Raw genomic sequence first — 20,750 nt, forward strand, 5'->3', positions numbered from 1 at the left:
AGCGCACCGAACATCTGGATGCTATTTTGTTAGCGTTGGACAGCAAGTTACCGCCACCTTTTGTGCTTCACGGCCGAATGTCGAAAAAGCAACGAGCAACTAAATTGGTGGGCGAAGGTTTTGATCACCCACCACTGGATACCTTTAGCTGGGTGCCTGGGAATAGGAGGCAAGATCAGTTGCCACAATACTGCATTTTTCTGCCGGCATGACGGCTGCGATTTTCCTGCGTTTCCAAGCTCCGCGTGGGAACGATACAATTGGGCTTTATTAGGTTCGTCAACAGCTCCGTCATGACTAAAATCCCCGATTTCTCCAGCATACCCGCTTATGCAGGCCCACCGAATGATGCCCAAATCAAAGCCAGGCTACGTACCGTCGCCGAGTTGGGTGTGTTCCGCCATGCCCTCCCCCAATACTTAGGCGGTTTTGGCGACGACTTTACCGCGCTAGTCAAAAGCCATCGCCGACTCGGAGAAACTTGCCGCGACCCTGGCCTGATGCTGGCGGTCAATGCGCATTTGTGGGGATCGGTTTTTCCTATTCTGTTGTACGGCAGCGAGGCGCAGAAAGCACAATTTCTGCCGCCTTTAATCAGCGGACAATGGCTGGGCGGGCATGCGATCACCGAGCCGTCTTGCGGCTCGGACGTACAGGCGATGACAACCCACGCGGAGTTACACAGCGACAGTTATGTGTTGAACGGCGAAAAGCGTTATATCACCAACGCCCCCGTGGCCGATTGCTTGGTGGTGTACGCCAAATTGGCAGGCAAAATTTGCGCGTTTCTGGTTTCCAGTAACGATGACGGCTGCCGTTTTAGTGATGAAGGCGCGCTAGCTGCTTGCCGGGGCAGTGCCACCGGTAGCGTGATTTTGCAGGATTGCCGGCTCGATTCCGATCGCCTGCTGGGAAAGATCGGTGCCGGCACGCAGATGATCCAGAAGGCACTGGAATACGAACGGGCCTTTGTCTTTGCCGGCATTGCCGGCATCATGGACTGGCAGCTAACGGAGGTGGTGCGTTACAGTCGTGAGCGGCGCTCGGGCGGTGTGCATCTGGGTAAGCATCAGGCCATCAGCCATCGGATTGCCGAGATGAAGCTAAGGCTGGATACTATCGCTTTATGGTTAAACGAATGCGCGCGGCTGTGCGACGCAGGTCAACGCCTTACCCTGGCGTCGGCGCAAACCAAATTGTACGCCGCAGAGGCTTTCTTGCAATCCAGTCTGGATGCGGTGCAGATTATGGGTGCTGCCGGGTTGGAATCGGGTAGTGCGCTGGCGGAATTGGTGCAGGATGCCATGGCCGGCCGCTTGTTTTCCGGCAGTTCGGAAGTGCAGAAAAACCTGATCGCCGCCTTGCTCGGCACCGGCGACGCGTACAAGGCCAACCCCCTATCCCACTCATGATGAATTTTTCCGCTTACCGAGATTGGCAACCAACGCCGTTGATAAAGGCTTCCTTGTGGTTAACCGCCGCTGCGCTGTTGGCGGTAGCCGTGCAGCCTAGTATCTGGCCCTGGGCCCTGACTGCGATTATTGTCGACCACTTGGTGTTAACCTTTGCCGGCCTTTGGCCGCGTTGCGACTGGACGGGATCTAATTGGACCTCGTTACCGCCCGCTTCTGTGGCGCGCGGCGAAATCGCCATTACCATCGACGACGGCCCCGACCCGGACATCACCCCGGCCGTGCTCGATATTCTGGAGCAGCGCGGTGCCAAGGCGACATTTTTCTGTATCGCCGCCAAAGCCCAACGCTACCCTGACCTATGCCGGGACATCGTCAAACGCGGGCACGCGGTGGAAAATCACAGCATGCACCATAAGTACCATTTGCCGTTTCTGTTGTTAAATGGCTGGATGGCGGAACTCAACGCCGCCCAGGACGCTCTGACGGAAGTCACCGGCAGCCGTCCGCGATTTTTCCGGCCGCCGGTAGGCTTGCGAAATCCTCTGTTGGATCCGGTACTCAAGCGTTTGGGGCTGCAATTAGCGAGTTGGACCCGGCGCGGCTTCGATACTATCGACGGCAATCCGCAAGTGGTTCTGGCAAAACTATTGAAAGACCTGAAGGCTGGCGACATTCTGTTATTGCATGACAGTAACGTCGCGCGGACCAGCAGCGGCCAGCCTGTGATTCTGGAGGTATTGCCGCCCCTGCTGGACACCATTACCGCCGAGAAGTTGCAACCGGTCACGTTAAGCGAAAGCTTCGATCGTTGCCAAAATCCCTAACGCACCCATCTGATTTCGGAGATTTAAGCCATGAATAAAACCTATGCCAGTGCAGCGTTGGCCCTGTTTCTGAGCGGTTGCGCGTTTCAAGCACCCGATTATTTACAAATGGTCACGGCGCCGGAGTTAAATCAGCTGATGCAACGTCAGGATATTTTTCTGGTGGACGTGCATACCCCGGAGCAGCGCCATATCAAAGGCACCGATGCGTTTATTCCTTACAACAGCGTCGAGAAACACCTGGATAAACTGCCCCAAGATAAAACCACCCCAATATATCTATATTGCGAAGGCGGCCCAATGGGGAATGCCGCCGCCAAAACGCTACACGAACTGGGTTACGAGCATTTAAGTAATCTGGAAGGAGGCAGCAAAGCTTGGGCAAAAGCAGGATTTGGGTTTGAATAGACCAGCGATTATTAACCCGGCCCTTAAATTCCTCGGAGCCGTTACACCGCGCCACGAAGCCCACATCGTCACTGGGCTCCCGCTTTCGCGGGAGCGACGATACTTAAGGGCTGGATTCATAAAAAGCCTGGTGCTTATTCGACAATGCTATCGACCTTGCCGTTTTTAAATTTCACCACAAAGCGGTTGAATAGGTTGGACCAGTAGGTCCACTCGTCGCTATCCAGCGAAGGCGTCACATGCTGCGGCGGGTAGCCGATGGCGGCTAGTGCGGCTTTTTTGCTCATGCCTGTCTTCACCTGCCCCACCAAAATGCTCTCACGCTCAGCGGCAGTAAATTGGTTAAGGTCGACCTTACTGGTGCCGGCGATTTTACTGAAGGCGATGGGCATATCGTCCTTGGTAAATTTTTGCACGTTTTCGACTGTAATCAGTTGGCCGCTGGATTCTATCCTCAGCACCGCTTCGTCGGAATTCAGCTTCAGCAACGCGACCGGCGTATTGATCGGAATCAATTGGCCTTTACGATAATTGGTGGTGCGAAACTTGTTTTGTTCTTGGAACAGGCTGAACTGCGTGTAATAAACCTGAGCGGGCTGCACGGCCGCGGCCGCACCTTCGCCGGGTTTCAGCTCCTTCTTGCAACCTACCGCCAAAACAGCCAGGCATAGCCACATCAAAATGCAGTTTTTTCTGAACATAGTCAAAATCCCTCAAACAAAAGGTTAGGAACATGCTGACGCTGGGCAAAACAGCGACGCGACAGTACAACAGATAGAACAAGCCAGGAAAGTCCTGAACACAAGCGCCATAGCTAGCGTCTGTCTAGGGCGAATCGATTTTAATGCCGAGTTTTTCCAAAAACACCGCTGGCGAAGCGAAGCACATTTCGCGGCTTACCGCATCGACGGCCGCCTGGATGGTATGGCCCTTGGCTAAGACTTCGCCGGTTTCGGCATCGGCGACCAAATACTTGATCTTCATCCGGTATTCCCACTCGACCAGCTCCGCCGATACCCGAATCCGCTGCTCGAACTGCGCAGGACGCACGTAACGCAACTGCAAATCCACAATCGGCCAGACGTATCCGGTTTCTTTCATGGCCATGTAACCGTAGCCGATTTTGTCCAGCATCGCGCAACGGGCAATCTCGATATATTTGCAATAATGCCCGTGCCAAGCGATGTTTAGCAGATCAATGTCGTGAAACGGCACAGTTAATTCCACTTCGGCGCGCAACATATTTACTTGTCCTCGGCGGCTATTTGACCGCTGTCACCCGCGACCGGCTTGCGCCAATACGGGTAAAAATTAAACCATTGCAGTGGTGCGATGCGGCAATACGTTTCCAACCGTTCGGCATATTGTCTAGCCAGAGATTGCAGCATGTCTTGTCGTTTGGGTTCGGCTCGCGGGATGCGAATGCTGTCCGAGAACGGTTCAAGATGAATTTTGAAGCGTCCGTCTACCGGGAAGCAGAACAGGGTAAAAACCGGACAACGCAACAAGGAAGCCAACAGATACGGACCTTGCGGAAATTCGGCATTCTCCCCCAGAAAACTGGCCGACACGGTGCGACTGCCTTGCACAGGTACTCTGTCTCCCACCATCACCAGAAACTCGCCACGCTCGATCTTTTCCTGCAAGCTGATCGCAATCGCCGGACTTAGCTCCGTTACTTGAATCAACTGTATCGTGGCGCTGCCGCGACTGCCGAGCAGGCGGTTGAACTTCTCGGCATGTTTGGTATGCACTAAGATGTTGAGATGGATGTGGCCGCGCATCGTGGCGATGGCCTGACAGATTTCCAGATTGCCGATATGCCCGGACAGCAGCATGGCGCCGCGCTTTTGTTCGATCAAATCCAGCAACAGCTGGCGATTGGGAAAATCCACTTGTTCCGGCGTGATATTGCCGGTCCACACCACAATTTTGTCCAGCAAGGTTTCGCCGAAGCTTAAGAAATGCAGGTAACTTTGCCAGAGCCCGCCGCCTAAACCCAACTCCGGGTAAAACCGGGACAGATGCCGCAGATATTCCCTTGATGACTCGCGGGCAAGACGTCCGGCCAGAAAGTAATAACTCACCACCGGTCGCAAAAATAAACGAAACACCCAGCGGCCGAACAGCCGATATACCCATACCAAAGCCTGTATGCCCCACAACAGGCTGTTTTCCTCTACAGCGGCCCAATGCCGGGCGGCGGCGTTCACGGGTTTCATTGAAAATGCCTCAGCAACAATTTTGGCCAGCGTAACAACATGCCGAAAAACAAGCGGGCATGGGTCCGACTGATGAGCAGATTATCCTCCCAGGCGCGGAAATGCGATAAGCCGTCGAGCGGATAGCGAACCTGGGTGGGAATGGAGATGACTGCCGCGCCTTGCCAATAAAGCCGCACCAAAATCTCAGTATCAAAGCCCATGCGATTTTCCATCGCAAGGCTTTGAATCAACTTTGCACAAGACGCTAGAGGGTAAACCCGGTAGCCGCACATCGAGTCGGGGATGGCAAAAGATAAGGTGTTGATATGTACCCAAATATGGGTCAGGTAGCGAGCGTAGTAGCGCAGTTTAGGAATCGATGCGTCGAACAGGGCTCGGCCGATAACCACTGCTTCCGGCGCTAGTCTGGCGGCGCTTAGAAATTTATCCAGATCGTTTAAATCGTGCTGGCCGTCGGCATCGACTTGCAGCGCGTGCGAATAGGCTTGGGCTTGAGCCGCCAGAATGCCGACCTTGACCGCCGCGCCCTTACCTTGGTTTACCTCTAGCCTGATACTTTGCACCCAGTCATATTGCTCAACTAAGCCGCGAATCACCTGGGCGCAGGACGCATCGCTACCGTCATCCACCAACAGACAAGGCAGTTCATGCGCCTCCAAGCGCTCAATAATGCCGGGGAGCGGCTTTTCATGGTTATAAACCGGAATCAGGATGCAGGGCTTAAATAAGGTCGTCATGAAAGTAGATTCTACCCGAGCTATATTCGCAGGCTGCCGAGCGGTAACAAAAAGTGAGTTTGCCGGCTTGTTGCAGATAGTGCAATGCCAATTCCAGCTCTTGTCCAGGTAACAACAGCTCTTTGAATTTTACCGATTCCATATGACTGAAGACGTGGGTTAAACCGAGGTATTGCCGGGCATAATGCACCGCCCATTGGATTTGCACGACGCCCGGTACTACCGCAATTTCATCGAAATGACCGTTGAAATAAGTCAGATCTTTGGGAATGCGCAAGGCCAACACCACGCCGTCGGCCTGAATTTTTTCGACTAGCGTTTCCGGGAACAAAACGCCTTGTTGATTTTCCTGCGTCGGCGTACTCAAAAGCTGGCCTTCACTTTACGGCGGACTGCCATTTCTCCTGCCATCAACAAACCCATCAGCACATACGAGATGCAACCGTTGTAAATACTCCACAACCAGCGGTCGCCATAGCAAATCGTCAGCAAAGAAATTGCCGCATTGCCGAGAAAAAAACAGCTCCAAACCAGCGTTACTCTGCGGGTATACAGCACGCCATGAGCGGGCAGATCCGGAAATTCCAGCCTGGCCAACCGTTCCACCACCGTCGGCGGATGAATCAAACTAAAGGAAAATACCGCAAAAAACAGCAGACTGACGAACACCGGATAAGCCAGCAGCCAGTCAGCATCGTTAACCAGTGCACCAAGCAACAGAAACAGCGCGCACGCCAATATCAGCCGAGACTCGGCTAGGCCGGCCGATTTGCGATGTTTTTGCAGCCAGTAACGCAGCAAGAACAATCCGGCTAGCCCCAAAGCCATGGCGCGAGGCTGAAAATAATCGGCGGAAATCCAAATCAGAAAGGGATAGCTGACAGTCGCTGCCCCGATAATCACATTAAGGATAATTTGCCGAGGCTCTGCTGGGGATTGTGGGCAAACACTGGTATCGGGATTTGCCTGAATCTTCGTCGGGACCAGGTTGCTGAGAAAGTTTTTAAACATTCAGCCTATTCAGCGCTGATCCGATACACAGTATCCACCACGTCCTGGATGGTGCGGGCATTTTTGAAATCCTCGGGATTGATGCGTTTGCCGGTAATCTCGCGCAGCCTGACCATCAAATCCACCGCGTCTATGCTGTCGATGTCCAAATCCTGCCGCAAGTTCGCCTCCAAGGTAATGTCATCGGGGGTTAACTCGAACATTTCCGACATCAATTCTCTTAAGGTGGCGAATACGTCTTCTTGGGTCTTCATACGGGTGTTGTTTCCTATTGCGATACTCGACTCGGCCTGAGAATCGCTCTAAAGCCTCGATTTAGCGAGTATCGGTTTGATATTGTATTTTCCTCTGGCATCACTCCAAGCGCCAAAGTTTCTGTGCCAACCGCGCGATAAATTACTACGCCAAGCGTGGATTATACCCTGGGTTACGGCAGATCGCTTACGCTGCTGGCAATCGACATCACGAAATACCATCCAAACGCCAATCCCAGATAGCCCTATCCTGCTGACAATAGCCGCTTTGCTGGCCAGATATGACTGCTTGAACTAACTTCGGCAAGCCATTTTCCGCCAACGCCGGGCCATTTGCCGGCTCGCGCGTCAAATGCAATTGCGGCCCCACGCCGCCAGACCTCGCCAGCGTCATCGCCAAAGCCCAGGTCGTTTGACTGCCGGTCAGATAGGGTAAATAAGCGTCGGGGAGAGGCTGTTCGTAGCAGACAAGCAAAACCTGAGGAGCATCCAGCAGCATGCCGCCGACTTCCAGAAAAGCCGAAAACAGCCCTTCCGTACCGCCGGCCAAGGCGACATAAGGCAGAAAACTGGAGCCATGAAAACTCGCCAAGCCGGCGATGGCATTATGTACACATTGACTAAAGCGGCTAGGCGAGACATGTTCGCCCTCTGCCAACTCTTCCAGCATCTCGAAATAATACTGACTTTCGCCATGGTTTGAAAAAAACACCGAGGGCATGTCGCCATTTTCGCCGCGACAGCGCCAGGCCACAGCGCAGGCGGCTCTGGCTAAAGGCGATAATCTGCGCCTTTGCATCGCCGGTAAAAACCCCACATCGGGTTTGCCTTGGTTATGCGGCAATATTTCACCGTTGGGCCAGACCTTGGTCTGGGGATGATGCGCGGATTGCCAGAAACACCAGTGCTTTACTGTGAAGGCCAAACGGCTTTCGATACCAAATTCGGCCAAGCTTTCGGTCAACTCAGCTATCCCAACGCTGTAAAACCAAGGACGTATTAATACCGCCAAACGCAAAATTATTGCTGACGATGTAGTCGGCGTGGATATGACGCCCGTCGCCGGTCAGATAATCCAGTTCGGCACAACGCGGGTCGAGATTATCCAGATTCAAATTGGGATGAAACCAGCCTTCCCGCATCATCTGAATCGCCACCATGGCTTCCAAGGCCCCGCAAGCACCCAAGGTATGGCCGGTGAAACTTTTCAAACTGCTAATCGGGGTATTGCCGCCAAACACCGCGGCCGTTGCATGACTTTCGGCTATGTCGCCCTGCTCGGTGGCCGTGCCGTGCGCACTGATATAAGCAATTTGCTGCGGCTCAAGCTGAGCATCCTGCATGGCCAGACGCATCACCACCTGCATTGTGTCGGCATTGGGCTGCGTGGCGTGCACACCGTCGGCATTGGTGGCAAACCCGGCAACTTCGGCGTAGATCCGCGCGCCGCGCGCCAAAGCGCGTTCCCGTTCCTCCAATACCAAGGTACAAGCACCCTCCCCTATCACCAATCCATCGCGGTCGCGGTCGAACGGTCTGGGGGTTAACTCTGGTTCTGAGTTCCGGGTACTGGTGGCATATAGCGCATCGAACAACGCCGCCTCTGTCGGGCAAAGTTCTTCCGCGCCGCCCGCCAGCATCACATCCTGCAAACCGTATTTGATCGCTTCGTAAGCGTAACCGATGCCCTGGCTACCCGAGGTACAGGCACTGACTGAAGGAATGACCCGGCCGCGCACTTGAAAAAACAAAGCGACGTTGGCGCAGGTGGTATGCCCCATCATTTTTAGATAGGTGGTGGCATTCAGATTGCCGATGTCGTGATTGATCAGCATTCTGCCAAAGTCGGCGATGGCCGGCGTCGATCCTACCGACGAGCCGTAGGCTACGCCGGTGCGGCCGCCGCTGATCACCGGATCGCCCAGCAAACCGGCATCGATCATGGCCAGTTCGCTGGCGCGGGTCGCCAATAGCGAGACTCGGCCCATACTACGGGTGTTTTTACGGGTGTAATGCGCCGGCAGCGTGAAGTTTTCCACCGGCCCGGCCAAGCGGGTCAGCAGACCGTTATAAATCTCCCATTCCGGAATGTAGCGAATGCCCGATTGCTTTGCCAGAAGTCTGCTGCGGATTTCTTGCCAATCGTTACCAATCGGTGAAAAGCCGGCCATACCGGTAACGACCACACGCCGCGTCAACACAAACCTCCGTTCACGGAAATTACTTGGCGGGTAATGTAGCCGGCATCTTCCGACATCAAAAAAGCCACCAACGCCGCTACTTCTTCCGGCGTCCCCAAGCGTTTGGCGGGTACGGCGGCAAGCGCCTCCTCAAGCGGCAATCCTTCCAGCATCTCGGTCTCGATTAAACCCGGAGCCACGCAGTTGACGGTGATTTTGCGTTTCGCCAATTCAACCGCCAGCGCTTTAGTCGCGCCGATGATGCCGGCTTTTGCGGCGCTGTAATTGACTTGGCCGCGGTTACCGACTAAACCGGAAACGGAAGACAGCGTGACGATGCGCCCCGGTTTACGGCGTTGTATCATCGGCATGACTAGCGGATAAAGCACATTGTAAAAACCATCGAGATTACTGCGCAATACTTGGTCCCAATCTTCGCCGCTCAAGGCCGGAAAGGCATTATCTCGGGAAAGACCGGCATTGCAGACCACGCCGTAGTAGGCACTATGGGTATGAATATCGTTTTCCAAACTGTCTTTGGCTGCATTCCGGTCGGCTAAATCAAAACTGAGTACGCGCGCTTGGCGGCCCATCTCGACAATCTGCTGTTTGACTTGCTCGGCTTCATCGAGCCGACTGCGGCAATGCAGCACAATATCGTAGCCCTCGCGAGCAAGGCGCAGGGCGATGGCTTTGCCGATGCCTCGGCTGGATCCTGTGACCAGGATGGTTGGTTGGCTCATATTCCTTTTCCGGCGAGAAATTTTTGCGAATCCTGTGGCAGCAACACATTTAACTTGGAGCTGGCCTTGATATTTTGCCCTGTTATCGTGCAGTCGAACACCGACATATCGTTGGCCGCCTCAATAATTTTTTCCGCACTGACGGTCAGTTTGGCACCACAGGGAAAACTGCCGACCGAGCATTCGAAGTAGCGAGTGCCTAATAAAAACCCCAAACCAATCGCTTCGCCTCGGCACTTGCGGTGATACCCGGAGTAGGCGGCAATGGCTTGTGCCATATATTCCAAGCCCACCCAGGTCGGTACGCTATGATCGCTACACGAAAACAGGCCGTCTTCGCGCACCTCCAATTCGACTACGATATGGCTGTCCCCTACTTCCAGCACCCGGTCCAGCAATACCATACGCCCGGACTGAGGTACTAGCGTTTCGATGGGGTAAGGAAAAACCGCAGGGCTGTCAGGGATGTCCAATGAGCAAGGACACATTGTTTCCGCCGAATGAAAAAGAGTTGCTGAGGCAGTATTGTAGCGGCTTTAGCGCCTGGTTTTCCAGCCCGACCAAATGCAGCCGCACCATGTCGGGATCAGGTTCGCCATCCCACAGATGCGGCGGCAAACGACTTTCTTGATGTAAATCAGACAGTAGCAACCAGCACAAACCGGCTTCGAGCGCACCCGCCGCACCCAAACAATGGCCGGTAGATGGTTTGCTGGAACTGCAAAATGTATCGCTACCGAACAACTGCCCGACCGCCCGATTTTCCATCGCATCGTTTTGCCAAGTTGCGGTGCCGTGCAGATTGATGTAATCGATTTGCTTAGGCTTTAGCTGTGCATCGGCCAGCGCAGCCTGCATCGCCAGTAACGCGCAGCTACCGTCAGGACGTGGCGCGGAAATATGATAGGCATCGGCACTGGCGCCGACACCGAGCAAGGCGATTTCGCCGGGTTCCCGCGTCATTAAAAATAAAGCCGCACCCTCTCCTATCGTCGTCCCGTCGCGATTTTTACTGAACGGATTACAAGTGGCTTTGCTAAGGGCACCCAACGCAAAAAAGCCTTCCAGCGTGGTGCGGCATAAACTGTCAGCTCCGCCGACCACGACCGCATCGCAGACACCCAAACGTAACAGGCGGCGCGCTGAGGCCAGGGCGTTGGCGCTGGATGAACAGGTCGTGGACACGGTGTAGGCCGGACCGCGAATCGCCAGGTAAGCCGCCAAAAACTCCGCCGCACCGCCCAATTCCTGCTGCTTGTAGTGATAGTGGCTTGGCATGCCCCCGGTTTCCTGCCATACCCGCACTGCGGTTTCGCCCTCGGCAATACCGGAGGTACTGGTGCCGACCACTATGCCGAGCCGTTCCGCGCCGTAACGGGCTATGGCTTTGCTGACCGAAGCCTCAATCTGGCGGAGCGCCGACAGCAGCAAACGGTTGTTGCGGCAATCGTATTGTTTGAGGTTAGACGGAATGGCAGGTAGCTGGGTTATTACGCCGAAGGCGGGAATGATCGAGTCTAGCCAGACCGGCGGCACCGGCTGAACGGAGCGACCGGCAAGCCACCCGGCTAAAATATCCGCATTGCTGCCGCCCAGGGCGCAGACCATGCCTAAATCATGTAAATACAAATTACACCGCTCAGGCAGTTTGATAAGTTGCCAAGATGGCCTCGATTTTTTTTGCGGAGCGCTGCGTCATCGGGTTTTCTTCATCCCAGGCATAGCCGGCCAGGATGGAACAGATCATGGCTTTGACGCTGGCCAACTGATTTTCTTCGAAGATAATTTGTTGGAAACGGCCATCGTACCAGGCCTCCACATAGGCCCGAAATACCTCTATGCCTTTGCGCAAAGCCTGTTCGTATTCGACAGACCAGTTTACCGGCTCGCCGCGTAATTGCCGGTTAACCAAGGGCACGGCCAGCGCGGCTGATTTCATCGCAATTGTCACACCGGATGAAAACACCGGATCCAAGAACTCGCCGGCATTGCCGAGTAAGGCAAAACCCTGGCCATAGAGTTGCTTGACGTTGGCCGAGTAGCCGCCGATGGTATTAGCGGGCGTATCGAAACGGGCGTGGGTCAACAACTCCGCGAGCCGCGGTTCCTCCATCGCCATTTCTTTCAGCACTTCCAACGGCTCGCCGCTGCGCTGGTCCAGAAAACCGGCTGGCGTCACGACACCCAGCGAGCTTCTGCCATTGCTGAATGGAATCAGCCAGTACCAGATTTCATGAAATTCCGGATGAATGGCAATTAAAATTTTATTGCGGTCGTAATCGGATACAGCAATCCGATCTTCGATATGCGTGAACAGCGCGCGCCGCGGCGACAACGAAGAAGGCGTTTCCAGATCCAACAATCTTGGCAAGACCCTGCCAAAACCGCTGGCATCCAATACCATTTTTGCGCGCCATTCCTTGTGTACGCCTTTGGCATCCACGCTGGTCAGGCTGGCATGCCCGGGATTACTAAAATCGGCTGCCAGAATTGTTTGTTGATAATGAATGGGCACGCCGGCCGCTTCGGCGCTATCGGCCAACACCTTATCGAAATGGGCGCGCGGTACTTGAAAGGTGGTGCCCCAGCCCGGGCTGAATTTCTGGGTGAAATCGAATTCGGTCAGTTTGCCGGCTCTGGAAAATGCCGCGCCGTTTTTGAATTGAAAACCTTCCGCCGTCACGGCTGGCAGCATGTCAGCGGCTTCCATGAAAGCCATGCACTGCGGTAGCAGGCTTTCGCCAATCGAAAAGCGCGGAAACTGTTCCTTTTCCAGAATCACCACCTGGTGACCGAGTTGTTTCAGCATCTTGGCAGCCACGCTGCCGGAGGGGCCGGCCCCGATAATCAATACATCTGCATCCATTTACTTACCAACCCTCTTATCCGGTTAAAATACGTCCAGTAAAAATTCAGAAACAGCGGCAATGCCGCTAAGTTAAATTGGCGTGATCGTCCTCCAGCAGGAGAGCGAACTTCTACGACAACCCCTAGCAGGATAGGCGTTAACTTGGCGGTATTGCCCCAATAAGACCCCTTTCAATGCTGGAAACCCAAAACTCTCCCGCCCCACAAACACCAATGGACTCCAGACACACGGCGCCGTTTGCCCTCCACAACGGCCATGTGGTAAGCCGCGGCAATTTATGGGCCGACGTGACGGCCCTGGCCGCGCAATTACCGGATCAGCCCTATCAATTTAATTTATGCGAAAACCGCTACCTATTCTGTCTCTGCCTGTTAGCAGCCACGGTACGCGGGCAGATTTGCCTGCTGCCGCCCGCCGGGCAAATGGCGGTTATCCTGGAAATTCTACGCGACTATCCCGGCGCGTATATCGCCAGAGAACACGCTCCGCAGGAAACAGGTTTGGATTGGTTCGAAGTCATCGCGCCAAACTCTGCAACCGCAGCATCGCCATCGCATTTAGATTGGCAACGCACCGCCGTAATCGCCTTCACCTCCGGCAGCACCGGCACACCCAAGCCGTGTCCGCATAGCCTGCATACCTTTAAAACCTCCGCCGAAATGGCGGTCAGCAGCCTGGGATTGGCGGAGCAGCAACTATTGATTCTATCCACCACGCCGCCGCAACATATGTACGGCCTGGAAACCTCGGTATTTTGGCCGTTGTTTTCCCAACTGGTGCTGCACGACGGCCGGCCGTTCTTCGCCGAAGACATCCGGCAGACGATTAACACCGCGCCGTGGCCTACGGTGTTGGCGTCAACGCCTACTCATTTGCGTTCCTTAATCAAAACCAACGCCGCCTGGGACAATCTGGCCGGCATTATTTCTGCTACCGACACTTTATCCGAAAAGCTGGCCGGTGAAACGGCGGCAATTTTAGGGCAATCCCCGCTTGAAATCTATGGCAGTACCGAAACCCTGTCGTTTGCCAGCCGCGAGACATTAATTGAAAACCAATGGCGACCCTACGCAGGCTGCAGCTTGCGTCAAGATAAAAACGGACAAACCTGTCTGCAAGCCGCGCATTTAGCCGGCGTAGTGCCTTTGCAAGACACGCTGCAAATCCAAGCCGACGGCCGCTTTTCGGTATTGGGCCGGGATCAGGACATGGTGAAAATCGGTGGCAAGCGTGCTTCCTTGACCGAACTGAACCGTCGCTTGCAGGATATAGACGGCGTGGAAGATGGTTTTTGTTTTATCCAGGAGAATGGCCGTTTGGCCGCTGTCGTCGTCAGCAGACTGGACAATCAAGCCATTCGACTGGGCTTACAGCCTTATCTGGATGAGGTGTTTCTGCCGCGAAAAATTCATTTTGTTACGGAGATTCCGCGCAACGGGACAGGTAAGCTCGCAAAAATCGCACTGGAAAAGCTATTAGAAGGTTTAAGTTAAACGCTTTGCCAACTCGATTTGCCATGCTGCGAAGCAAAGGCGCGATTAATCATGGCGCTTAGCGTCTGCCGGCAGTTTATCGAACAAGGTGTTTTTGGCGATAGCGTAATGCTCCGGGTAAAACACGGCTGCTAAGTGCAAACCATGCGGCGGCGCGGTCATCGCGGCTTTGGAACGGTCTTTGGTCTCCAAAAGTTCGGCAGTCCAATCCTCCGGCCGCCGGCCCATGCCGATTTCCATCAACACGCCAGCGATATTCCTGACCATATGATGCAGAAACGCATTGGCGCATAGGTCGATGATAACCCGCTGTTCGTCGCGATACACATCGATAAAATGCATCAAGCGATTGGGACTAACCGATTGACAGCTCTGCGCGCGGAACGAGGAAAAATCGTGTTCGCCCAGTAGAGCCTGCGCGGCTTGATGCATGGCTTGCTCGTCCAGCGCTTGATAACACCAAGTGGCCTGCGTTCTCAGCAAAGCCGACTTCATCGGCCGGTTCAGTATCACATACCGATAAGCGCGGGCTATGGCGCTATATCGGGCGTGGAAGTCGCCCTGCGCCTGTTGCGCCCAAGTAATCCGGATGTCATCCGGCAGATGGCTGTTGCCACCCATCAACCAGGCGTGCATATCCCGCTCCACCTCGCAATCGAAATGCACCACCTGTTCCAGCGCATGCACGCCGGCATCGGTGCGGCCCGCGCAAAGTACGGTAATCGGCTGATTGGCGATTCTACTTAAGGCTTTTTCCAACTGGCCCTGCACGGTCGCTTTACCGTCCTGCCATTGCCAGCCGGCATAAGCGCTGCCGTCGTATTCGATACCTAAAACGATGCGCGGCATACAATTTGACAACTATTCATGAATCCACACCCGGCAACCCACTGCAACTTGTTCGAATAAGGCAATCAGATCGGCATTTAGCATGCGCAAACAACCGTGAGATGCTGGCTGGCCTTGCATCAATTCATCCGGCGTGCCGTGGATGTAAATGTAACGCCAAGTGGAATCGACATCGCCGTAGCGGTTTTTACCCGGTTCCAGGCCGCCCAGCCAGAGAATACGGCTGAGTATCCAGTCGCGTTGCGGATGCTGTAAGCCTAATTCGGGTGTGTAGATTTCCCCGGTGGGCCGGCGGCCGGCAAGGACGCTGTTAATCGGCAGGCCAGCGCCGATTTTGGCGCGGATTTTATGCCAGCCGGTCGGCGTGCAGTAGCTGCCTTTTTTTTCGCCGGGGCCGTTTTTAGCCGTTGAGACCGGATACTCGGCCAGCACCGCGCCGTTGTCTAATAAAAGTAGGTGTTGCTCGGTAATTGAAACATCCAGATAGCGAGAGATGCCGGCAAATGCGTTCATTGCCAAGAACCAGGGATCATTTTACAAACAGGGCTATCGATTCGACATGCGCGGTTTGCGGAAACATGTCCATCACGCCAGCCTTGACCAGCTTGTAACCGAGCTCGTTCACCAAGATCCCGGCATCGCGGGCCAAAGTGGACGGGTTGCAGGATACGTAAACAATGCGCTCCGGCCGCCAGTGTTTCAAGTTGTGCAACACTTCCGATGCACCGGCCCGGGAAGGATCCAGCAACACCTTGGTAAATTTTTGCTTGGACCAAGGCTGGTCTTTCAAATCCTTGGTCAAATCGGCGACATGAAACTCGACATTGTCCAGATTATTCAACTTGGCGTTTTCGCGAGCGTGCTTGACCAGCGGCAAGTCACCTTCCACACCGACGACCTGACCCGCCTGGGTCGCCAGCGGCAAGGTGAAATTACCCAAACCGCAGAACAAATCCAACACCCTGTCTTCCTTGGTCAATTCCAGCGCAGCCAAAGCCCGGGTCACCATTTTTTGATTGATCTGGTAATTAACTTGGGTAAACATCGCCGGGCGGAAATTGAATTTAACGCCCTGTTCGGCTAGGGCATAGCTCGGGATGACTTCCGGTTCACCGTCCAGCGGGACAATGGTGTCCGGGCCTTTTGGCTGCAAGCAAATGCTGACCTGATGCTGATGGGCAAATTCGCGCAGCCTCTGTTTATCGGCGTCGGTGGGCGGTTCCAGTACTCGAAACGCCAGCACGCATTCGTTGTCGCCAATAGCGACTTCGATTTGCGGAATTTTATCTTTCACTGTTAGACCAGCGATCATCTCCCCCAAGGCAATCAGCTTTTCGCCGACGATGGGATTCATCACTTTGCAGCTATCGATTTCCGCTAAAAACGGGTTGCGCCGCTCGCGAAAACCCACCAACACTCTATTCTTTTTTGCCACCCATTTCACGCCCATCCGCGCCTTGCTGCGGTATCCCCAATGCGGCCCGGTTAATGCTTCCCAGATTTGCGGAATCTCAACTTTGCCGATGCGGCGGAACTGATCGCGCAGTAAATCTTCTTTGAAGTTGATCTGTTCGGCGTCGTCGACGTGTTGAAAACTGCAACCACCGCAACTGCCGAAATGCGGACAAGCCGGTTCGACCCGATGCTCAGACCGGCTTATCAGATTAACCACTTTGCCTTCCGCATAGTCCTTGCGGCTGTCGGTGTAGACAAATTCCAGCGTTTCGCCAGGCAAGGCTTCATCGATGAACACAACTTTGCCGTTGACATGGCTGACACCACGGCCATCGTGAGACAAAGATTCTATGGTAACGGTGACGGGGTCTAAGGGGAGTTTTTTCTTGTGGGCCATTATGCTCAATTGGGTAGGTTGGGTTAGCGTGGCGTAACCCAATATGAAGCTGTGTTGTTTAGGTTGGAAAAATGCCAGTGGATAAATAGCGGTCGCCCCTATCGCAGACAATGGCCACGATCAGGGCATTTTCAACTTGTTGTGACAATTGCAAAGCCGCGTAAACTGCGCCGCCTGAGGAAACGCCGGCAAAAATGCCCTCTTCCGCCGCCAAGGCTCGCGTGGTGTTTTCCGCGTTCAGCTGATTGACTTCGATGATGCTATCCACCCGCACCGATTCGAATATTTTGGGTAAATATTCCTTAGGCCAACGGCGAATGCCGGGGATTTTTGAGTCACCTTCCGGCTGCACGCCGACGATTTGAATATCTTGATTTTGCTCTTTCAAATACCGGGATGTACCCATAATGGTGCCGGTGGTGCCCATGGAGCTGACGAAATGCGTAATTTGGCCCTGCGTGTCGCGCCAGATTTCCGGCCCCGTGCCTTCGTAATGCGCCAAAGGATTATCCGGGTTGGCGAATTGATCCAGAATCCGTCCCTCGCCGCGCGCTTCCATGGCCCGCGCCAGATCGATAGCGCCTTCCATACTGCCTTTGGCCGGCGTCAGGATGATTTCCGCGCCGTAGGCTTTCATTGATGCGATGCGTTCCGAGCTCATGTTGTCCGGCATGATCAAGGTCATCTTATAACCCTTAATCGCCGCCGCCATCGCCAAGGCAATACCGGTATTGCCGCTGGTGGCTTCGATCAGGCGGTCGCCGGGCTTGATCTCGCCGCGCGCTTCGGCGTGTTGAATCATACTTAACGCTGGCCGATCTTTAACCGAACCGGCCGGATTGTTGCCTTCAAGCTTGACCAAAATAGTATTGCCGCCGCCTACCGGCAAGCGTTGCAATCGCACCAATGGCGTATTTCCGACAAAAGATTCTATGGTTGGGAAGTTCATGACTTTAACGTCCGGTTAAGGTTACGGCGGCGATTATAGCAAGTTCCAGACCTCAAGCGCCGCTGTAACCCAAGGCTAAAAAATTTCATTTATAATCGACTGACCCCAATCCAACCAGCAGCCGACATGGAATCAATCGATCTAACTAGTCCCGAGCTTTATATCAACCGCGAACACAGCTTATTGGAGTTCAATTTTCGGGTGCTCGCTCAAGCCCTGGACGAAACGCTGCCCCTATTGGAACGGCTGAATTACTTATGCATTTCTTGTTCCAACCTGGACGAGTTTTACGAAGTACGCGTCGCCAGCTTGATACAAATGGCGGAAATGGATCCTAATCTGGTCAGTTCCGACGGCTTAACCATTAACGAGCAATTCGAAAAAATCTCGATCAAAGCCCACGAGCTGGTCGCCGAGCAATACCGGGTACTTAACGAGGTGCTGATCCCCTGCCTGGAAACCGAAAATATTCGTTTCCTGCGGCGTGATCGCTGGAGCTCGGCGCAAAAAGCCTGGTTGGAAAAATATTTCAACGAAGAGCTGCTGCCGATTCTGACCCCGGTCGGGCTCGATTCCGCCCACCCGTTTCCGCGGATTTTGAACAAGAGTTTAAATTTCATCATCTCCCTCACCGGCAAAGACGCGTTTGGGCGGAACAGCGGCCGGGCGATTTTGCAGGCGCCGCGTGCCCTACCCCGCATCGTGCAATTACCTGTCAGCGAGACCGATAGCGGGCCTTACGATTTTGTGTTTCTGTCGTCCATTATTCATGCTTTCGTCAACGAGTTGTTCAACGGCATGATGGTTAAGGGCTGCTATCAATTCCGCGTCACGCGCAACAGCGATTTTTTTGTCGACGACGACGCGATCGACGACTTGATGTTGGCCGTGGAAGGCGAATTGGCGATGCGCAATTACGGCGATGAAGTGCGCTTGGAAATTGACGGCAATTGTCCCGAAGAAACTGTGAATTTCTTGTTAGCGCGTTTTGATTTAAAACCTGACCGACTATTTTTAGCCAACGGCCCGGTCAATCTAAGCCGTATCCAAACTATATTGAACATGGTCGAAAGGCCCGATCTGAAATTTACGCCGTTTAAATCCAGCACACCGTCAGCGCTAGGTCGCAATAAGGACATTTTTGCCAGCATCCGCAAGCAGGATATTTTGTTACATCATCCGTACGAGTCTTTCTCGCCGGTAGTGGATTTCATTCGTCAGGCCGCTGCGGACCCGGATGTATTAGCCATCAAACAAACCTTGTATCGGACCGGCGTGGACTCGCCTATCGTTGCAGCGTTGATCAAGGCTGCCCGCGCCGGTAAGGAAGTCACGGTGGTCATAGAACTGCGGGCGCGCTTCGATGAAAAAGACAATATCGGTCTGGCCGCGAAACTGCAAGAAGCCGCCGCGCACGTGGTATATGGCGTGGTTGGGTATAAAACCCACGCCAAAATGTGCATGGTCTTGCGCAAGGAAGGCAGCACATTACGTAATTATGTGCATCTGGGCACCGGCAACTACCATCCAAAAACCGCCCGGCTTTATACCGACTACGGATTGTTTACCTGTGAAAAAGAACTGGGTGAAGACGTGCGCAGGGTATTCATGCAATTGACCAGTTTAGGCAAGGTCAGCAAGCTGAATAAGCTGCTGCAATCGCCGTTCACTTTGCATCACGGCATCATGAAGATGATTGACAGGGAAATCGAGAACGCCAAAAAAGGCAAGCCGGCCAAGATTATCATCAAGGTCAATGCCGTGGTTGAGGAGCAGGCCATACAAGCCCTGTACCGCGCCTCGCAAGCCGGCGTGGAAATCAAAATGATCGTGCGCGGGGTTTGCTGTATACGCCCCGGCGTGCCAGGTGTTTCAGAGAATATCGAAGTACGCTCCATCGTCGGCCGCTTCCTGGAACATACCCGCATCTATGCGTTTTGCAACGGCGGCGACTGGGCTGTATACGCCTCGAGCGCCGATTTGATGAACCGTAATATGTTCCGCCGCGTGGAGGTCTGTTTCCCAATTGCCGACAAGCGGATTGCGGAACGAATTCTAAACGACCTGGATGCGTATCTCAGAGATAACGCCCAAGCCTGGCAATTGCAAAGCGACGGCCAATACCGGCATTTACGCGCCGGCGATCAACCCATTTATCAAGTGCAAAGCGAATTGCTCAAAGCGTTTTGTGGATAGGATAAGCCATGAGTCAACAACCCCGCCAAATCCGCCAAGTGGTACTGGATACCGAAACCACCGGCATCAACCCCAAGGAAGGCCATAAGATTATCGAAATCGGCTGCGTGGAACTGATTAACCGCCGTTTGACCCGTAATCATTTTCACGTCTATCTGAATCCGGACCGGGAAATCGATGCCGGCGCTATCGAAGTGCATGGCATCACTAACGAGTTTTTAAAAGATAAGCCTCGCTTCGCCAATGTGGTCGAAGACTTCATGCGCTTTACCCAGGGCGCGGAGCTGATTATTCACAACGCAACGTTTGACGTCGGCTTTTTGAACCACGAATTGGCTCTGTTAGCCGGCGAACAACGCCGCGTTGAGACCAACAGCACTGTGTTCGACACCCTGGCTTACGCCCGAAAAAAACACCCCGGCGCGCGAAACAGTTTGGATGCGTTATGTAAACGCTACGGCATAGACAACAGTCACCGCGAATTGCATGGCGCTTTACTCGACGCCGAAATCCTCGCGGATGTCTATTTATTGATGACTGGTGGCCAGGCCTCCTTGCTGGATGAAGGCGATCACACCGGCAATGGTAGCGAACAAGCTATCGTGCGACTATCTGCCGACAGAGCGCCATTAAAAATAATTGCTTGTAGTAGTGAGGAAGAACTGGCGCACCAACAGCGCCTGGCAAAAATAGCCAAAGTCAGCGGCAATTGTTTGTGGCAACAGTAATGTGACTGATTTTTTAG

At 54.0% G+C, this 20,750-nt stretch carries 23 protein-coding genes; 6 read left to right on the plus strand and 17 right to left on the minus strand.

What is annotated here, in order from left to right; all coding sequences use genetic code 11:
• The first annotated feature begins 293 nt into the window (after positions 1-293).
• From G006_RS0100625 to G006_RS0100635, 3 genes are read left to right on the plus strand one after another with little or no spacing between them, the layout of a single operon-like run.
• Complete coding sequence (locus G006_RS0100625; RefSeq protein ID WP_020481214.1) at positions 294-1,412, plus strand: acyl-CoA dehydrogenase family protein; 1,119 nt, start codon at positions 294-296, stop codon at positions 1,410-1,412.
• Complete coding sequence (locus G006_RS0100630) at positions 1,409-2,239, plus strand: polysaccharide deacetylase family protein (RefSeq protein WP_026146742.1); 831 nt, start codon at positions 1,409-1,411, stop codon at positions 2,237-2,239. Before G006_RS0100625 ends, G006_RS0100630 begins: the two co-directional genes overlap by 4 nt.
• Before the next feature lie 30 nt (positions 2,240-2,269).
• Entirely contained in the window at positions 2,270-2,647 is a 378-nt protein-coding gene (locus tag G006_RS0100635) for a rhodanese-like domain-containing protein (protein ID WP_020481216.1), read from the plus strand.
• A 134-nt stretch (positions 2,648-2,781) separates the two neighbouring features.
• Here G006_RS0100635 and G006_RS0100640 read toward each other — a convergent pair whose 3' ends face one another.
• The 13 genes from G006_RS0100640 to G006_RS0100700 form a co-directional block, all read right to left on the minus strand.
• Positions 2,782-3,348, minus strand: coding sequence for a hypothetical protein (locus G006_RS0100640; RefSeq protein WP_020481217.1), 567 nt, complete (start codon positions 3,346-3,348; stop codon positions 2,782-2,784).
• 124 nt (positions 3,349-3,472) lie between these two features.
• Positions 3,473-3,889, minus strand: coding sequence for an acyl-CoA thioesterase (locus G006_RS0100645; RefSeq protein ID WP_020481218.1), 417 nt, complete (start codon positions 3,887-3,889; stop codon positions 3,473-3,475).
• Positions 3,890-3,891: 2 nt separating this feature from the next.
• Positions 3,892-4,869, minus strand: coding sequence for an LpxL/LpxP family acyltransferase (locus G006_RS0100650; RefSeq protein WP_020481219.1), 978 nt, complete (start codon positions 4,867-4,869; stop codon positions 3,892-3,894).
• Complete coding sequence (locus tag G006_RS0100655) at positions 4,866-5,609, minus strand: glycosyltransferase family 2 protein (RefSeq protein WP_020481220.1); 744 nt, start codon at positions 5,607-5,609, stop codon at positions 4,866-4,868. The genes G006_RS0100650 and G006_RS0100655 overlap by 4 nt, the downstream gene beginning before the upstream one ends.
• The gene (locus G006_RS0100660; RefSeq protein WP_020481221.1) at positions 5,593-5,976 is read right to left on the minus strand and encodes an ApeI family dehydratase; all 384 of its coding nucleotides are present in this window, start codon (positions 5,974-5,976) and stop codon (positions 5,593-5,595) included. The genes G006_RS0100655 and G006_RS0100660 overlap by 17 nt, the downstream gene beginning before the upstream one ends.
• The gene (locus G006_RS0100665) at positions 5,973-6,620 is read right to left on the minus strand and encodes a hypothetical protein (RefSeq protein ID WP_020481222.1); all 648 of its coding nucleotides are present in this window, start codon (positions 6,618-6,620) and stop codon (positions 5,973-5,975) included. The genes G006_RS0100660 and G006_RS0100665 overlap by 4 nt, the downstream gene beginning before the upstream one ends.
• Positions 6,621-6,625: 5 nt before the next feature.
• Entirely contained in the window at positions 6,626-6,874 is a 249-nt protein-coding gene (locus tag G006_RS0100670) for an acyl carrier protein (protein ID WP_020481223.1), read from the minus strand.
• Between the two features lie 208 nt (positions 6,875-7,082).
• A complete protein-coding gene (locus G006_RS0100675) occupies positions 7,083-7,838 on the minus strand; it encodes a beta-ketoacyl synthase chain length factor (RefSeq protein ID WP_020481224.1) in 756 nt (251 codons plus the stop codon).
• A 1-nt stretch (position 7,839) separates the two neighbouring features.
• Positions 7,840-9,075 (minus strand): beta-ketoacyl-ACP synthase, encoded by a 1,236-nt coding sequence (locus tag G006_RS0100680; protein WP_020481225.1) that lies wholly within the window; start codon positions 9,073-9,075, stop codon positions 7,840-7,842.
• On the minus strand, positions 9,069-9,797 hold the full coding sequence (fabG, locus tag G006_RS0100685) for a 3-oxoacyl-ACP reductase FabG (protein WP_020481226.1): 729 nt from the start codon (positions 9,795-9,797) through the stop codon (positions 9,069-9,071). The genes G006_RS0100680 and fabG overlap by 7 nt, the downstream gene beginning before the upstream one ends.
• A complete protein-coding gene (locus tag G006_RS0100690; RefSeq protein WP_051067661.1) occupies positions 9,794-10,285 on the minus strand; it encodes an ApeP family dehydratase in 492 nt (163 codons plus the stop codon). The genes fabG and G006_RS0100690 overlap by 4 nt, the downstream gene beginning before the upstream one ends.
• Positions 10,257-11,405 (minus strand): beta-ketoacyl-ACP synthase, encoded by a 1,149-nt coding sequence (locus tag G006_RS0100695; protein WP_033193881.1) that lies wholly within the window; start codon positions 11,403-11,405, stop codon positions 10,257-10,259. Before G006_RS0100695 ends, G006_RS0100690 begins: the two co-directional genes overlap by 29 nt.
• Before the next feature lie 31 nt (positions 11,406-11,436).
• Positions 11,437-12,663 (minus strand): NAD(P)/FAD-dependent oxidoreductase, encoded by a 1,227-nt coding sequence (locus G006_RS0100700; protein ID WP_020481229.1) that lies wholly within the window; start codon positions 12,661-12,663, stop codon positions 11,437-11,439.
• 215 nt (positions 12,664-12,878) lie between these two features.
• Here G006_RS0100700 and G006_RS0100705 point away from each other — a divergent pair, with 215 nt between their 5' ends.
• Entirely contained in the window at positions 12,879-14,159 is a 1,281-nt protein-coding gene (locus G006_RS0100705; RefSeq protein ID WP_020481230.1) for an AMP-binding protein, read from the plus strand.
• Between the two features lie 45 nt (positions 14,160-14,204).
• On the opposite strand, the gene truA is transcribed toward G006_RS0100705, so the two are convergent.
• The 4 genes from truA to cysM are packed head-to-tail and all read right to left on the minus strand — an operon-like array spanning position 14,205 to position 17,809.
• Positions 14,205-15,008, minus strand: a complete 804-nt coding sequence (truA, locus tag G006_RS0100710) for a tRNA pseudouridine(38-40) synthase TruA (protein ID WP_020481231.1) — start codon at positions 15,006-15,008, stop codon at positions 14,205-14,207.
• Between the two features lie 12 nt (positions 15,009-15,020).
• Complete coding sequence (locus tag G006_RS0100715) at positions 15,021-15,521, minus strand: L,D-transpeptidase (protein WP_020481232.1); 501 nt, start codon at positions 15,519-15,521, stop codon at positions 15,021-15,023.
• A 16-nt stretch (positions 15,522-15,537) separates the two neighbouring features.
• Positions 15,538-16,860 (minus strand): 23S rRNA (uracil(1939)-C(5))-methyltransferase RlmD, encoded by a 1,323-nt coding sequence (gene rlmD / locus G006_RS0100720; RefSeq protein ID WP_026146745.1) that lies wholly within the window; start codon positions 16,858-16,860, stop codon positions 15,538-15,540.
• A 58-nt stretch (positions 16,861-16,918) separates the two neighbouring features.
• On the minus strand, positions 16,919-17,809 hold the full coding sequence (cysM, locus tag G006_RS0100725; RefSeq protein WP_020481234.1) for a cysteine synthase CysM: 891 nt from the start codon (positions 17,807-17,809) through the stop codon (positions 16,919-16,921).
• A 126-nt stretch (positions 17,810-17,935) separates the two neighbouring features.
• Between cysM and ppk1 the strand changes: the two genes are divergently transcribed.
• Both ppk1 and dnaQ read left to right on the plus strand, forming a co-directional pair.
• Positions 17,936-20,005, plus strand: a complete 2,070-nt coding sequence (gene ppk1 / locus G006_RS0100730; RefSeq protein WP_020481235.1) for a polyphosphate kinase 1 — start codon at positions 17,936-17,938, stop codon at positions 20,003-20,005.
• Between the two features lie 8 nt (positions 20,006-20,013).
• Positions 20,014-20,733 carry a DNA polymerase III subunit epsilon gene (gene dnaQ / locus G006_RS0100735; RefSeq protein WP_020481236.1) on the plus strand — a complete coding sequence of 240 codons (720 nt, stop codon included), beginning with the start codon at positions 20,014-20,016 and terminating at the stop codon, positions 20,731-20,733.
• The last annotated feature ends 17 nt before the right edge of the window (positions 20,734-20,750 follow it).

It is taken from the genome of Methylomonas sp. MK1 (assembly GCF_000365425.1).
Taxonomy (GTDB): Bacteria; Pseudomonadota; Gammaproteobacteria; order Methylococcales; family Methylomonadaceae; genus Methylomonas.

Coding starts and splice junctions, on each gene's coding strand:
- G006_RS0100625 (WP_020481214.1), top strand. CDS start 294: ATGACTAAAATCCCCGATTTCTCCAGCATACCCGCTTATGCAGGCCCA.
- G006_RS0100630 (WP_026146742.1), top strand. CDS start 1,409: ATGATGAATTTTTCCGCTTACCGAGATTGGCAACCAACGCCGTTGATA.
- G006_RS0100635 (WP_020481216.1), top strand. CDS start 2,270: ATGAATAAAACCTATGCCAGTGCAGCGTTGGCCCTGTTTCTGAGCGGT.
- G006_RS0100640 (WP_020481217.1), bottom strand. CDS start 3,348: ATGTTCAGAAAAAACTGCATTTTGATGTGGCTATGCCTGGCTGTTTTG.
- G006_RS0100645 (WP_020481218.1), bottom strand. CDS start 3,889: ATGTTGCGCGCCGAAGTGGAATTAACTGTGCCGTTTCACGACATTGAT.
- G006_RS0100650 (WP_020481219.1), bottom strand. CDS start 4,869: ATGAAACCCGTGAACGCCGCCGCCCGGCATTGGGCCGCTGTAGAGGAA.
- G006_RS0100655 (WP_020481220.1), bottom strand. CDS start 5,609: ATGACGACCTTATTTAAGCCCTGCATCCTGATTCCGGTTTATAACCAT.
- G006_RS0100665 (WP_020481222.1), bottom strand. CDS start 6,620: ATGTTTAAAAACTTTCTCAGCAACCTGGTCCCGACGAAGATTCAGGCA.
- G006_RS0100670 (WP_020481223.1), bottom strand. CDS start 6,874: ATGAAGACCCAAGAAGACGTATTCGCCACCTTAAGAGAATTGATGTCG.
- fabG (WP_020481226.1), bottom strand. CDS start 9,797: ATGAGCCAACCAACCATCCTGGTCACAGGATCCAGCCGAGGCATCGGC.
- G006_RS0100690 (WP_051067661.1), bottom strand. CDS start 10,285: ATGTGTCCTTGCTCATTGGACATCCCTGACAGCCCTGCGGTTTTTCCT.
- G006_RS0100695 (WP_033193881.1), bottom strand. CDS start 11,405: ATGGTCTGCGCCCTGGGCGGCAGCAATGCGGATATTTTAGCCGGGTGG.
- G006_RS0100700 (WP_020481229.1), bottom strand. CDS start 12,663: ATGGATGCAGATGTATTGATTATCGGGGCCGGCCCCTCCGGCAGCGTG.
- G006_RS0100705 (WP_020481230.1), top strand. CDS start 12,879: ATGGACTCCAGACACACGGCGCCGTTTGCCCTCCACAACGGCCATGTG.
- truA (WP_020481231.1), bottom strand. CDS start 15,008: ATGCCGCGCATCGTTTTAGGTATCGAATACGACGGCAGCGCTTATGCC.
- G006_RS0100715 (WP_020481232.1), bottom strand. CDS start 15,521: ATGAACGCATTTGCCGGCATCTCTCGCTATCTGGATGTTTCAATTACC.
- rlmD (WP_026146745.1), bottom strand. CDS start 16,860: ATGGCCCACAAGAAAAAACTCCCCTTAGACCCCGTCACCGTTACCATA.
- cysM (WP_020481234.1), bottom strand. CDS start 17,809: ATGAACTTCCCAACCATAGAATCTTTTGTCGGAAATACGCCATTGGTG.
- ppk1 (WP_020481235.1), top strand. CDS start 17,936: ATGGAATCAATCGATCTAACTAGTCCCGAGCTTTATATCAACCGCGAA.
- dnaQ (WP_020481236.1), top strand. CDS start 20,014: ATGAGTCAACAACCCCGCCAAATCCGCCAAGTGGTACTGGATACCGAA.